The organism is Microbacterium arborescens, from assembly GCF_049707515.1.
Lineage (GTDB): Bacteria > Actinomycetota > Actinomycetes > Actinomycetales > Microbacteriaceae > Microbacterium > Microbacterium arborescens_B.
This window is the reverse complement of record NZ_JBNAFI010000004.1, coordinates 57,307-70,158: the sequence shown is the minus strand read 5'-3', so window position 1 is coordinate 70,158 and position 12,852 is coordinate 57,307. Positions and strand designations below refer to the sequence as shown.

Here is a 12,852-nt window from a genome sequence, read left to right as displayed (position 1 = left end):
GCGGCGTCGAGAAGGACGCGCTCACGAGGCGGCGCGGGCGATCCAGGCTTCGATCTCGTCGGCGGTGCGCGGGATGTCGGCCGAGAGGTTGACCGGTCCGCTCTCGGTCATCAGGATGTCGTCCTCGATGCGCACACCGATGCCGCGATACTCCTCGGGCACCGTCAGGTCGTCGATCTGGAAGTACAGCCCCGGCTCGATGGTGAAGACCATTCCGGCCTCGAGCACTCCGTCGTAGTACATCTCGCGGCGGGCCTGGGCGCAGTCGTGAACGTCGATGCCGAGGTGGTGGCTCGTGCCGTGCACCATGTAGCGGCGGTGCTGGCCGCCGCGGTCGGCGTCGAGCGCCTCCTCGGCGCTGACGGGCAGGAGACCCCACTCAGACACCCGCGCGGCGATGACACTCATCGCGGCCTCGTGGATCGATCGGAAGGTCACTCCCGGGCGCGCTGCGGCGAGGGCGGTGTCGGCGGCTTCGCGCACCGTCTCGTAGATGCGCCGCTGGATGTCGGTGAAGCGTCCGGAGACCGGGAGCGTGCGGGTGATGTCGGCGGTGTAGAGGCTGTCGACTTCGACACCGGCATCGATGAGGATCAGATCGCCGGGCACCACCGGCCCGTCGTTGCGGGTCCAGTGCAGGTAGCACGCGTGGGGGCCGGACGCGGCGATGGTGTCGTAGCCCTCGCCGTTGCCGTCCGTACGGGCGCGCAGGTGGAAGAGGCCTTCCACGACACGCTCGCCCCGCGGAGTCGCGACGATGCGCGGCAGGTCGGCGACGATGTCGTCGAAGCCGCGCGCGGTCGCGGTCACGGCGAGCCGCATCTGCTCGATCTCGTACTCGTCCTTCGTCAGTCGCAGCTCCGACACCGCCCGCGTGAGGTCGGCGTCGGCATCGATCACGAGGTCGTCCGCGCGCAGTTCGACGTCGGCCAGATGCGCCGTCGCGACACCGAGGTCGACGGCGACGTCGTCCAGCGCCGGACGCGGTCCGATCCAGAACTCGCCGATCGACGCATCGGCGTAGAACTCCGCGGTGCTGCGGTCGGCGCGGTCGCGCAGATACAGCGTGACATCGTGGCCGGCGGCAGTGGGCTCGAACACGAGAACCGAGTCGGGGACCGCGTCGCTGCCCCAGCCGGTCAGGTGCGAGAACGCGGAGTGCGCGCGAAACGGGTAGTCGGTGTCGTTCGAGCGCTGCTTGAGCGAGCCCGCGGGGATGACGAGGCGCCGGCCGCGGAACTCGCGCGACAGCCGCTCGCGGCGAGCGGCGGCGAACACGGCGGCTTCGCGGGGCGTAGCGGGCATGTCCTCGCGTGTCGCCCACCCTTCCGAGATGGTGTCGAGGAACCCCTGCGGGAACGGCTGCCGCCGGTTGGTGTTCTCGGCGGGCGCCTCGGTCGTCTCGGTTCCGGTCGTGTCGGTTCCGGTCGTGTCGGTCTCGCTCGTGCTCATGGCTCCAGTCTCGCACCCGGGAGCGGTCGCCGGAACGGTCAGCGGCGCGTGTACTGCACCACGAGCGGGCGGTGATCGCTGCCGGAGTGGTCGAGCGAGGAGATCACGACCGAGCCCTCGGGCTTCCAGGATGCCGTCGCCATGACGTGGTCGATCGGTGCGCCGAGCGGTGCCGGTAGGTCGGTGGGCCAGGTGCCGATTCCGCCGTTCCCGGTGGTGCGCGCGGCGTCGTGGCACCGTCCGAGGTCGGCGTCGTCGACACCGAGGCGTGCCATGTGGTCGAGCGTCGCGTTGAAGTCGCCTGCCATGATCACATCGTCGGTCGCGCACTGGTCGGCGAGCCATTGGAGATCGCTGCGCCAGCTCGCCATCTCCTCCGGACGCGGCGCGACCGCGTGGACGGCCACGACCACGGGGCCGTCGCCGTCGACGGGCATCGCGACGGCGCTCGGGACGATGGTCGTGTTGCTCGTGCCGGCGGCCTCGGACTCGATGACCGCGTACTCGCCGAGCTCCGGCGAGATCAGCAGCGCCGTCGAGTTGGCGTCCCAGGTGTCGGGCCCCTCGTAGCTGTCGACGTGGGCCCACATCGGGCGGCCGCGTTCCCGCATCGCGATGGCGACGTCGCGTCCGGTGTCGATCGTCGTCTCCGGCAGCGCCACGATGTCCGCCTGCATGGCGACCGCGGTCTCGGCGATGGTCTCGGCGTCCGTCGCCTGACCGGCCGTGTTCCAGGTCATGACGCGGACGCTCTCGTCGGTCTTCGGCGGCAGCGTCTCGGCGCCGAGGCCGCGAATGGCCAGCGTGCCGGCGCCTCCGGCTGCGCCGACGAGCGAGACGAGGACGATCCAGAGGCAGAACGCGCGGATGCGTCGGCCGAGGGCGAGGACCAGGAAGAGCAGGGCGATCGCGATCAGGGCCCCGATGAGGATCGGGCGCAGCGCGACGATCTGGGCGAAGGGGAACTCGCGCTCGAGGCGGGCCAGCTCCGGCCAGGTCAGGAGCACGATCGCCGCCGCGAACAGTGCCACCACCACGGCTCCGAACACGCGCTTCACGCCTCGACTCTAAGAGAGCGAGCCTGGACGATCGCCGGGCACGGCTACGCTGTGGAGGATGGGAACGGCACAGGGGGCGACGCGATTCCGCGGGCCCACCGACCTGCACCTGCACTCGGTTCGTTCCGACGGCACGGAGCCGCCGGCAGGTGTCGTACAGGCGGCTCACCGCGCGGGTCTGCGCACCATCGCGCTCACCGACCACGACACGACCGCCGGCTGGGCCGAAGCGGCCGAGGCGTCGTCATCGCTGGGCATGACGTTCGTTCCGGGGATGGAGCTCAGCGCGCGCCACGACTGGCGAACGGTGCACCTGCTCGCCTACCTCTTCGACCCCGATCATCCGCGCCTGCGCGCCGAGACGGAGCGCATCCGTGAAGACCGCATCGGGCGAGCCGAGCGGATCGTCCGCAGCATCGCCCGCTCCCACGACCTGACGTGGGAGGACGTACTCGAGCAGACGGGAGCGGGCGCCACCGTGGGGCGGCCTCACATCGCCGATGCGCTCGTCGCTCGCGGACTCGCCGCCGATCGAGCCGCCGCCTTCGCCGGCATCCTCCATCCGAGCCAGGGTCACTTCACGCCCCACTACGCACCCGACCCGTTCACCGCCGTCGAGCTCGTCGTCGCGGCCGGGGGAGTGCCGATCCTCGCGCACCCGTCTCCGAGCGGCCGCGAACGGATGATGTCATCCTCCGTGCTGCGGGAGCTCGTCGACCGCGGCCTCGCGGGATTCGAGATCGAGCATCGCGAGAACACCGCAGACGGCAAACGGGCCCTGCGCGCCCTCGCCGCCGAGCTCGACCTCATCGTGACGGGTTCGAGCGACTATCACGGACTCGGCAAGCCGAATCAGCCGGGCGAGAACACGACCGACGACAGCATGGTCGCGCGCATCATCGCCCGGGCAAGCGGAACGGCGCCCGTCTACGCGTAGACGGGCGCCGTCGGCGCGTGGCGGCTGTCAGCCGGCGGCGGGAGCCGCGGCCCCCGCCGAGCCGGAACCCGAGCCGCCGCGCCGGCGGCGCCGCCGACGCGGCGACGTCTGACCGTCGCGGTGCTCGGACCCGCCGCCGTCATGAGTGCCGCTGCCGGCATCCGACGACGCGGGTGCGGCGCCCTCCGACGGGGCGGTGCGGTCGGCGGCAGCGGTGCTGTCAGAAGCGGTGCCATCGCCCGAGCCGCGCGAGCGACGACGGCGCGGACGCTTGGCGCCGCCTTCCGCGGAGTCCGACTCGGGTGCGACGGTCTTCACGCTCTGCGTGGTGGGGAGCTTGCGCAGCCGGCCCTTGGTGCCGGCGGGGATGTCGAGGTCTTCGAACAGATGCGGGCTCGACGAGTACGTCTCGACGGGCTCGGGCTGACCGAACTCCAGTGCGCGGTTGATGAGGGCCCACTTGTGCAGGTCGTCCCAGTCGACGAAGGTCACCGCGATGCCGGTGCGACCGGCGCGACCGGTGCGGCCGACGCGGTGCAGGTAGGCCTTCTCGTCGTCGGGGATCGTGTGGTTGATGACATGGGTGACGTCGTCGACATCGATGCCGCGGGCGGCGACGTCCGTCGCGATCAGGACGTCCTTCTTGCCCGCCTTGAAGCCGGCCATCGAGCGCTCGCGCGCCTCCTGGCTCATGTCGCCGTGCACGGCGCCCGCGTTGAAACCGCGGTCGTTCAGCTCGTCGACGAGCTTCTGCGCGGCACGCTTGGTGCGGGTGAAGATGACGGTCTTGCCGCGGCCCTCGGCCTGCAGGATGCGGGCGATGACCTCGTCCTTGTCGAGCGAGTGCGCGCGGTAGACGAGGTGCTTGATGTTCGCCTGCGTCAGGCCCTCGTCGGGGTCGGTCGCCCGGATGTGGATCGGGTTCGACATGAACCGCCGCGCGAGCGCGACGATCGGCCCCGGCATGGTCGCCGAGTACAGCATCGTGTGACGCACGGGGGCGACCTTCTGGAAGATCTTCTCGATGTCGGGCAGGAACCCGAGGTCGAGCATCTTGTCGGCCTCATCCAGCACGACCTCCGTCGCGTTGGACAAGTCGAGCAGACGCTGACCGGCGAGGTCGATCAGGCGGCCCGGGGTGCCGACCACGATCTGGGCGCCGGCCTTGAGCTGGTCGATCTGACCCTCGTAGGCCTTTCCGCCGTAGATCGCCACGACGCTCGTGGAGCGGTTGCGGGTGAGCATGTCCATGTCCTCGAACACCTGCACCGCCAGCTCACGGGTCGGCACGACGATGAGCGCCTTGACGCCGGGTGCCGGGTCGAGGCCGAGGCGCTGGACGACGGGGATGCCGAAGCCGAAGGTCTTGCCGGTGCCGGTCTTCGCCTGGCCGATGATGTCCTGGCCCGGGAGTCCGAGCGGGATCGTCTGCTCCTGGATGGGGAAGGCATCGACGATGCCCTTGTCGGCGAGGGCGTCGATGATGTCCTGGTCGACGCCGAGATCAGCGAATGTGGTCATGGGTGACGTGCCTGTCTGGCGGTGAGAAGCCGCCGGGAATGTGGGTCCACGCCCTTCACTCAGCCACAGGCGCGGGGCCCCGGTCCGATGCCGGGGCGCATCCAGCCTACCGCGACCCTAGGCTGGACCCGTGGTGAGCTGGTTCTTCAAGCGCAAGCGTCCCGTCGGCCGGACCCTGCGACTGCGTTCGCGGGGTGACTACGGCGATGTGCGCCGTGTCGATTTCGAGGAGCTCGCTCCCGATGTCGACACCTTCCTCGGGCAGGCCGCCTACCTGCAGCTCGGCTACTTCGAGACCCTCAGCGACCTCATCGCCTCGACGCCGGAGCTCTCGCAGAAGGAGTCCCTCTCGCTCGCCGCGGGGACGGCTCTGCTGAAGCACCGCGAACTCGTCGGGGTCATCCGCGATCGCGGGGCGGATCCGCTCGAGCTCATGCTGCCGTTCCGCGAGCCCCTCGACGCCTTCCGCCGCGCGACTCACGGAGCGCGTCCGCTCGAGACCATGCTCTCGGTGCACCTCACCGCGGGAATGCTCGACGACTTCTACCTCGCGCTGTCGGCGAGCTACGGCGACACCGGACGCCAGGTGGCGGTGATCCTGCGTGCCCACGACGACCGCAGCGCCCTCGTGAGCATCATCACCGATGCCATCGCGAGCGACGAGCAGTGGCGGGGGCTCCTGTCGCTGTGGGGTCGCCGCCTCGTGGGAGACACGCTGCTCATCGCGCGCGCCGCCCTGCGCTCGACCTCGCTGCAGCCCGCCGACGAGAAGCGGGTCGAGCCGACGTACGCCGACGTGATCGCCGCGCACTCGCGCCGCATGGCGGCGATGGGTCTCGAGGCCTGACGGTCCCGAGACCTGAGACGGAGCCGGCTCAGCCGATCCGAAGGCGGCGACGCTCGGCCGCGTCGGCCTGCATGCGCGTGCGCGTCAACAGGACGAGGACGGCGGGCACCACGACCACGGGGGCCAGGACGGAGACCGCCCAGATCACCGGATGATCGAATCCGAGACCCGCCCAGGTCAGGGCCGCCCACACCACCCCGCCGACGGCCGCTCCCAGCGCGGGGGCGAGAGCAGCGCCGCGCGTCTCGCGTCCGGGAAGGGCGTATTCGGCGGCGAGGCCGATCGCGGCGCCGATGAGCAGCGCCAGGACGATCTGCACGGTCAGGCCACGAAGCCCACGCGCCGGGTCTGGTCGGTGCCGACCTCGACGAACGCGATGCCCGCGGTCGGGACGATGTAGGAGCTGCCCTTCGCGTCGGTGAGCTCGACGAAGGGAGCGCCGGAGGTCAGAGCCTCGGAGACGGTCTTCCGGACCGCCTCCGCGGGCTCGTTGGACTCGAGGCTGAGCTCGCGGCCGGTGTTCGCGATGCCGATACGGATCTCCACGGATTCATCCTCCTCCGCGCCCGAGCCTCGGGCGCCATTCGACTCTACGACACGCGTCGGTGCGGGATGCCGACGGGGTCACGCCCTGGGCGAACGCGTGTCTGCGGTGCCGGTTAGCGTGGACGTCATGGGTCACGTCTCCGCCGGCATCGAGCTCGACGCGGCGCAGTCGCACGTTGTCGCGCTTCCGGTCGAGGCGAGCGCCGTCGTCGTCGGGGCGCCGGGCACGGGCAAGACACGGACCATCGTCGAGCGGGTGCGCAAGCTGGTGACGGATGGGTTCGATCCCGACTCCCTGGTGGTCCTCACCGCCACCCGTCAGGCCGCGACCGACCTCCGAGACGATCTCGGCATCGCGGTCGGTGTGGCGACGGCGGGGCCGCTCGCCCGGTCGGTGCCGGCGTTCGCGTTCCAGATCGTCCGAGCCGAGGCGGTGCGGCGCGGCGCGGAGCCCCCGCGCCTGCTGACCGGTGCCGACGAAGACGCGATCATCCGCGACCTGCTCGACGGCGACGCCGACGACGAGCGCGAGGGCCGGTCGCGTTGGCCGGTCGAGCTGCCCGCCCACGTCCGCGGCTCACGAGCGTTCCGCGCGGAGCTGCGCGCCTTCATCGCCGAGTGCACCGCGTCGGGCATCGACCACCGGGCGCTGGCCGCGCGAGCGCGGCACGAGCAGCGCCCGGCGTGGCAGGCGGCCGCGTCCTTCATGGCCGAGTACTTCGCGGTGCGCGACTCGATGCGAGGCGCGCACCGAGACGCCGCGGGTCTCGTCCGCGAGGCGGTGGAGATCGTCTCGCGGCGCGGCCTGCCGCAGCTGCGCGTCGCTCTCGTCGACGACGCGCAGGAGCTCACCGCGGGGGGCGTCGATCTGCTCGAGGCCTGCCGCGCCCGGGGGATGGCTGTCGTCGCGTTCGGCGATCCCGACGTCGGGTCGGGCGCGTTCCGCGGCGCCACGCCCGAGAACTTCGCCCGTCTCGCCGCGGGGGGCGATGTCCTGGTGCTCGACACCGTCCATCGCGCCGACGGACGTCACGCGCCGCTCGTCTCGGCGGTCACGGCCCGCATCGGCGCCGTCGGGGTCGTCGCCCATCGACGTCCCGTGATCTCGGGCGAGCCGATCACCGGCGTCCGCGCACTCGCGCTGCGCTCCCGATCGGAGGAGTTCGACGCCGTGGCACGGCTGCTGCGCGAGCGTCATGTGCACGGCGGCATCCCGTGGGAGCAGTGCGCCGTCATCGCCCACGACAGCCGGCAGGTGACAGCGCTCGAGGCCGAGCTCGCCGCGCGAGACGTGCCGACGGCGACGTCCGGCACGGGCACATCGCTCGGGGAGTCGCCCGTCGTGCGCGATCTGCTTCATCTGGTCGACCTCGCCGCCCGCCCCGGCGACACCTGGCAGCGCGACGAGGTGATCGCCGCGCTGAGCGGCGCGGGACTCGACGCGATCGACCAGCGCCGGCTCCGCTCCGCCCTCCGGCAGGCGGCGCCGGGGCGGGAGGCCGAGCCGGTGCCCGCCTGGGAGCTGCTGCGTTCGGCCATGGTCCATCCCGCTGAGCTCGCGCTCGTCGATCTGCGCGAGGCTCGACGCGCCGCTCGGGTCGCCGAGACGCTGCGCTCGATCGGCGACCTGATCGCCGACGACGCGACGGCCCACGAGCTCCTGTGGGCCGCATGGGAAGGCTCGGGACGCGAGCGCGGGCTGCGTGAAGCCGCTCGGGGACGCGGGCCCGTGGCGGCACAGGCCGATCGCGACCTCGACGCCGTCGTCGCGCTCTTCCAAGCCGCCAAGCGGCACGGCGAGCGCGAGGACGGCACGACCCCGGTCGGCTTCCTCCGCGGCATCCTCGACGCCGATGTCGGAGACGACCGCTTCGTTCCGCCGCCGGTCAGCGGGGCGGTGCGGGTGCTGACGCCGGCCGCGGCTCTCGGCACCGAGTTCGACACGGTCGTGGTGGCGGGCGTTCAGGAGGGTGTCTGGCCGAACCTGCGTGTGCGCGGCGGACTGCTCGAGACGTGGCGACTGCCGTTCGACGACCCCGCGGTCGCCGATGCGCTGGACCGCCGACGCGGGGTGCTCCACGACGAGCTGCGCTTGTTCGCCCGGGCCTTGTCGCGGGCGCGGGAGCTCGTCGTGGTGACGGCCGTCGACGATGACGACACCGGCCCGAGTCCCTTCTTCGAGCTGCTGCCCGAGGCTGAGGGCGCGTCCGCAGAGGTGGCGCATCCGCTGACCCTGCGCGGCCTCGTCGCCCGCCATCGCCGCGTCCTGACCGATCCCCGCTCGGCCGACGCCCATCGCGGCGCCGCGGCCGGGCAGCTGGCCCTGCTCGCTGACGCGGGCATCCCGGGCGCCGATCCCGGTGAGTGGTTCGGCGTGCGGCCCCCCACCACGACGGCACCGCTGCGCGAGCGGGCGACCGAAGGCATCCGAGTGTCGCCCTCGCGTCTGGAGACCCTCGAAGAATGCCAGTTGAACTGGGTCATCGCCGACCTCGGCGGCGACTCGTCGAGCGCGACGGCGGGCATCGGCACGATCGTGCACAGCGCGCTCGAGATCGCCTCGCCCGATGAGGAGTCGCTGTGGCAGGCGGTGGCCGCGCGCTGGGGAGAGCTCGATTTCGAGTCCGCGTGGCGAGAGCGTGCGGAGCGGGCGCGGGCGCGCGACCTCGTGCGGCGGCTGGCACGCTACCTGCGGGACTTCGAGCGCGACGGGGGACGCCTGCTGGGCGCCGAGCCCCGCTTCGAGGTCGAGCTCGCTCACGACGACGCCGAGGGCAGCATCGTCCTCAGCGGCGCCGTCGACCGGGTCGAGCTCCGCGCCGACGGCAGCGTCGTCATCGTCGATCTCAAGACGGGCAAGCGCGAGCCGCAGACCGACCGCGCCGTGACCCACCACGCGCAGCTCGCGGCGTACCAGCTCGCGCACGAGCGCGGAGCCATTCCGGCGGCTGCCGGGCTGCCTCCGGGCGGTGCGATGCTCCTCGTGCTGCGGCCGACGGCGGCCACGAAGGATTACGCCGTGCCGCGGCAACCGCCGTTCGGCGACGACGAGCGCGCCGCGTTCCTCGGTCGCGTGCACGGCGCGGCGCGCGTCATGAGCGGCTCGCGGTTCGACGCGCCCTTCGAGGAGCACTGCCGCGACGATCACTCCTTCGGCCTGTGCCGCATCCACACCATCGCGGCGGTGAGCGCCACGTGATCGTCTCTCCGGCAGCACTGGCCGCGGCGCTCGGTCAGTTCCCGCCCACCCCGGAGCAGAGCGCCGTGATCGCCGCCCCGCTCGAACCCGCCCTCGTCGTCGCCGGTGCCGGCAGCGGCAAGACCGAGACGATGGCGGGGCGCGTCGTGTGGCTCGTCGCGAACGGCCGGGTCGCGCGCTCGGGCGTGCTCGGGCTCACCTTCACGCGCAAGGCGGCGGGGGAGCTGAGCGAACGCATCCGGCGGCGGCTCGACCGGCTCGCCGAGTTCGAGGACGCGGGGCTCGTCCCGTACCTCGATGAGTTGCATCGCCGCGGCGCGCTCGACGTGTTCGGTGAACTGGAGCGCGCGGGAGACCCGGGGGGCGCCCGCAGGCACGCTGCGCAGCGTCGACTCGCCGATGACACGGGAGCCCGGACTCTCGCCTCCGCGACCGACTCGCTGCTCGAGCGACCGACGGTGTCGACCTACAACAGCTTCGCCGACGGCATCGTGCGCGAGAACGCGGTGCGCATCGGGCGCGACCCCGAGGCGGCCGTGCTCAGCGAGTCCGCCGCGTGGCTGCTGATGCGCCGCGTCGTCCTGGACTCCGACGACGAACGCCTCGAGACGCGGGAGAATGCGCTGCGGAGCATCATCGACGGTGCCCTCCGCATCGCCCGCGACGGCGTCGACAACCTCGTCGACTTCGCCGAGGTCGCTCGCTTCGGTGAGGCGTTCCAGGACGTCCTCGAGCGGCCCTCGACCCGGAGCGGCACGACCGTCTACGCCGATGTCGCACGCGCCGCCGAGCAGGTGGGAGGACTCCCCGTGCTCGCGGACCTCGCCGTGGAGTACCAGCGGCGCAAGGCGCGCTCCGGCGTCATCGACTTCTCCGACCAGGTGGCGGGCGCACTGACGATCATCCGGGCGCACCCGAGCGTCGCCGCCGAGCTTCGCGCGCGTCACCCCGTCGTGCTCCTCGACGAGTACCAGGACACCTCCGTCGTCCAGACCCACCTGCTCGGTGCGGTGTTCGCGGGGACCTCGGTCATGGCCGTCGGCGATCCCCACCAGTCCATCTACGGGTGGCGCGGCGCGAGCGCGGGCAACCTCGGCGACTTCGCGACGGCGTTCGCGCCCGGTGCGACGGCGGGCCGCTACTCCCTGGCCACGAGCTGGCGCAACAGCGAGCGGATCCTGGATGCCGCCAACGCCGTCCTCGCGCCGCTGTCGGAACGCTCACCGGTGCCGGTCGACCGGCTCAGGCCGCGCCCGGGCGCACCGGCCGGCGATGTCGAGATCGCGTTCGAGACCGATCTCGACGCCGAGACCGAACGCGTGGCCGCATGGTTCGAAGACGTGCGCACGGCGCGGGCCGGGCGCGGACTGCCGACGAGCGCCGCGATCCTCCTCCGGAGCAAGAAGCACATGGTGCGCTTCGCCGACGCGCTCGCGCGCCGCGGCATCCCGCACCGCATCCTCGGTCTCGGGGGCCTGCTCAGCACTCCCGAGGTCGTCGACGTCGTCTCCGCCCTCCGCGTCATCAGCGATCCGACCGCGGGCTCGGCGCTGCTGCGGCTGCTCGCCGGACCGCGCTGGTCGATCGGCCTGCGCGACCTCCGCTCGCTCGCCGAGCTCGGGCGGCGTCTGGCGCGATCGGATGTCGCGTTGCAGCCGCTGCCGGCTGAGACCGGAGCGGACGAGAACGCCTCACTCATCGACGCGCTCGACTTCTTCGTCCGCGTGGGCCCCGACCACGGATGGCTCGCCGAGTTCACTCCGGCCGGCGTCGAGCGGCTGCGCGACGCCGCCGCGACGTTCGCGGGACTGCGGCGTGCGTCGTCGATGCCGATCCCCGAGCTCGTGCGCCTGATCGAGGCGGAGCTCCGGCTCGACATCGAGCTCGCCGCGAACGAGAGCCGCGGGCCGGCCCGAGTCGCCTCGGATCAGCTGCGCGCCTTCGTCGATGAGCTGCAGGGGTTCCTCGCGACGGACGAGTCGGGGTCGTTGCCGAGCTTGCTCGCCTGGCTCGATCATGCCGAGCGCCAGGACGAGTTCGCCCCCCGTACCGAGCCTCCCGAAGACGACGTCGTGCAGATCCTCACCATTCACGGCTCGAAGGGGCTGGAATGGGATGCCGTCGCGATCGGGCGGGTCGTGGCCGATGAGCTCCCTTCGCGCCCGCGCGACAAGCAGGGGTGGCTGGGATTCGGCGTGCTGCCCTACGCCTTCCGGGGAGACGCCCGCTGGCTGCCGGGCCTCGCGTGGGAGGCTCACGCGTCGCCGACGCAGCAAGACCTGAAGGTCGCGCTCGCGCGCTTCGCCGACGAGAACGCCGACCGCCAGCGCGAAGAGGAGCGCCGCCTGGCCTATGTCGCGGTGACCCGCGCCCGCGACGCGCTCCTGCTGAGCGGATCGTTCTGGTCGGGCACGCGCAATCCCCGCGGCCCGAGTGCCTTCTTGCGCGAGATCGCGGCCGAGCTCGGGCGCGATCTGGCCGACAGCGACCCCGGAGACAACCCCTACCTCGACCGCCGCCAGATCCTCCAGTGGCCGCTCGATCCGCTGGGCGCGCGGAGACCGCGTGTGGAGGCCGCCGCCGAGCGCGTACGGCAGGCCCGCAGCGCCGACGGTCGGGACGAACCCGAGCGCGACCTGGCGCTTCTGCTCGCCGAGCGCGAGGAACGGGCACGAGGCGCCATGCGGGTGGCACCCACCCGCATCCCGGCGTCGCGCTTCAAGGACTACGCCGCGGACTACGACGCCGCGGTGGAGGCCACGCTCCGCCCGCTCCCCGAGCGCCCCTACCGCGAGACGCGCCTGGGTACCCGCTTCCACGCGTGGGTCGAGCAGCGCTCGGGCATCACCGCTCGCGGACCGCAACCGGACGCGCCGCTGTGGGAGATCGACGATCCCGAGGAGACCGCGGCGGGCGAAGCCGGCGGCGGCGATGACCTGAGCCGACTGCAGGAGATCTTCCTGCGGTCGGAATGGGCCGCCCTGCAGCCGATCGAGGTCGAGACCGAGATCGACTTCGCCGACGACCGGATGCTCGGCGACGGTCGTCCGCACGTCATCATCTGCAAGCTCGATGCCGTCTATCGCCGCGCGGACCGGAGCGGCCGCATCGAGATCGTCGACTGGAAGACGGGACGGCCACCGCGGACACCGGCTGAGCGCGCCGAGCGGATGCTGCAGCTCGAGCTCTACCGTCGGGCCTACTCGATCCGACACGGCATCCCCGAGTCGGAGATCGATGTCGCCTTGTTCTACGTCGGCGACGACCTGATCCTCCGCGGCTGAGCTGCAGC

The 12,852-nt window shown here is 72.2% G+C and carries 9 protein-coding genes; 4 read left to right on the top strand and 5 right to left on the bottom strand.

Annotated elements, in window-relative coordinates; all coding sequences use genetic code 11:
* Window positions 1-21: 21 nt before the first annotated feature.
* Together ACPYN5_RS09565 and ACPYN5_RS09560 are read right to left on the bottom strand one after the other, a co-directional pair.
* On the bottom strand, window positions 22-1,452 hold the full coding sequence (locus ACPYN5_RS09565; protein WP_424448751.1) for an aminopeptidase P family protein: 1,431 nt from the start codon (window positions 1,450-1,452) through the stop codon (window positions 22-24).
* 38 nt (window positions 1,453-1,490) lie between these two features.
* Window positions 1,491-2,510: an endonuclease/exonuclease/phosphatase family protein gene (locus ACPYN5_RS09560; protein WP_424448750.1), complete on the bottom strand. Its 1,020-nt coding sequence runs from the start codon at window positions 2,508-2,510 to the stop codon at window positions 1,491-1,493.
* 58 nt (window positions 2,511-2,568) lie between these two features.
* Here ACPYN5_RS09560 and ACPYN5_RS09555 point away from each other — a divergent pair, with 58 nt between their 5' ends.
* Window positions 2,569-3,447, top strand: coding sequence for a PHP domain-containing protein (locus ACPYN5_RS09555; protein ID WP_424448749.1), 879 nt, complete (start codon window positions 2,569-2,571; stop codon window positions 3,445-3,447).
* A gap of 27 nt (window positions 3,448-3,474) precedes the next feature.
* Here the strand turns inward: ACPYN5_RS09555 and ACPYN5_RS09550 are convergent, their stop codons facing one another.
* The gene (locus ACPYN5_RS09550) at window positions 3,475-4,968 is read right to left on the bottom strand and encodes a DEAD/DEAH box helicase (RefSeq protein ID WP_424448748.1); all 1,494 of its coding nucleotides are present in this window, start codon (window positions 4,966-4,968) and stop codon (window positions 3,475-3,477) included.
* Between the two features lie 130 nt (window positions 4,969-5,098).
* On the opposite strand from ACPYN5_RS09550, the gene ACPYN5_RS09545 reads away from it, so the two are divergent.
* Window positions 5,099-5,815: a ferritin-like fold-containing protein gene (locus tag ACPYN5_RS09545; RefSeq protein ID WP_424448747.1), complete on the top strand. Its 717-nt coding sequence runs from the start codon at window positions 5,099-5,101 to the stop codon at window positions 5,813-5,815.
* A gap of 28 nt (window positions 5,816-5,843) precedes the next feature.
* On the opposite strand, the gene ACPYN5_RS09540 is transcribed toward ACPYN5_RS09545, so the two are convergent.
* Together ACPYN5_RS09540 and ACPYN5_RS09535 are read right to left on the bottom strand one after the other, a co-directional pair.
* Window positions 5,844-6,134, bottom strand: coding sequence for a hypothetical protein (locus ACPYN5_RS09540; RefSeq protein WP_424448746.1), 291 nt, complete (start codon window positions 6,132-6,134; stop codon window positions 5,844-5,846).
* 2 nt (window positions 6,135-6,136) lie between these two features.
* A complete protein-coding gene (locus ACPYN5_RS09535) occupies window positions 6,137-6,361 on the bottom strand; it encodes a DUF3107 domain-containing protein (RefSeq protein ID WP_424448745.1) in 225 nt (74 codons plus the stop codon).
* Window positions 6,362-6,488: 127 nt separating this feature from the next.
* On the opposite strand from ACPYN5_RS09535, the gene ACPYN5_RS09530 reads away from it, so the two are divergent.
* Both ACPYN5_RS09530 and ACPYN5_RS09525 read left to right on the top strand, forming a co-directional pair.
* A complete protein-coding gene (locus ACPYN5_RS09530) occupies window positions 6,489-9,560 on the top strand; it encodes an ATP-dependent helicase (RefSeq protein ID WP_424448744.1) in 3,072 nt (1,023 codons plus the stop codon).
* Window positions 9,557-12,844 carry an ATP-dependent DNA helicase gene (locus tag ACPYN5_RS09525; protein ID WP_424448743.1) on the top strand — a complete coding sequence of 1,096 codons (3,288 nt, stop codon included), beginning with the start codon at window positions 9,557-9,559 and terminating at the stop codon, window positions 12,842-12,844. Before ACPYN5_RS09530 ends, ACPYN5_RS09525 begins: the two co-directional genes overlap by 4 nt.
* Window positions 12,845-12,852: the final 8 nt, after the last annotated feature.

Coding starts and splice junctions, on each gene's coding strand:
- ACPYN5_RS09530 (WP_424448744.1), top strand. CDS start 6,489: ATGGGTCACGTCTCCGCCGGCATCGAGCTCGACGCGGCGCAGTCGCAC.
- ACPYN5_RS09565 (WP_424448751.1), bottom strand. CDS start 1,452: ATGAGCACGAGCGAGACCGACACGACCGGAACCGACACGACCGGAACC.
- ACPYN5_RS09555 (WP_424448749.1), top strand. CDS start 2,569: ATGGGAACGGCACAGGGGGCGACGCGATTCCGCGGGCCCACCGACCTG.
- ACPYN5_RS09550 (WP_424448748.1), bottom strand. CDS start 4,968: ATGACCACATTCGCTGATCTCGGCGTCGACCAGGACATCATCGACGCC.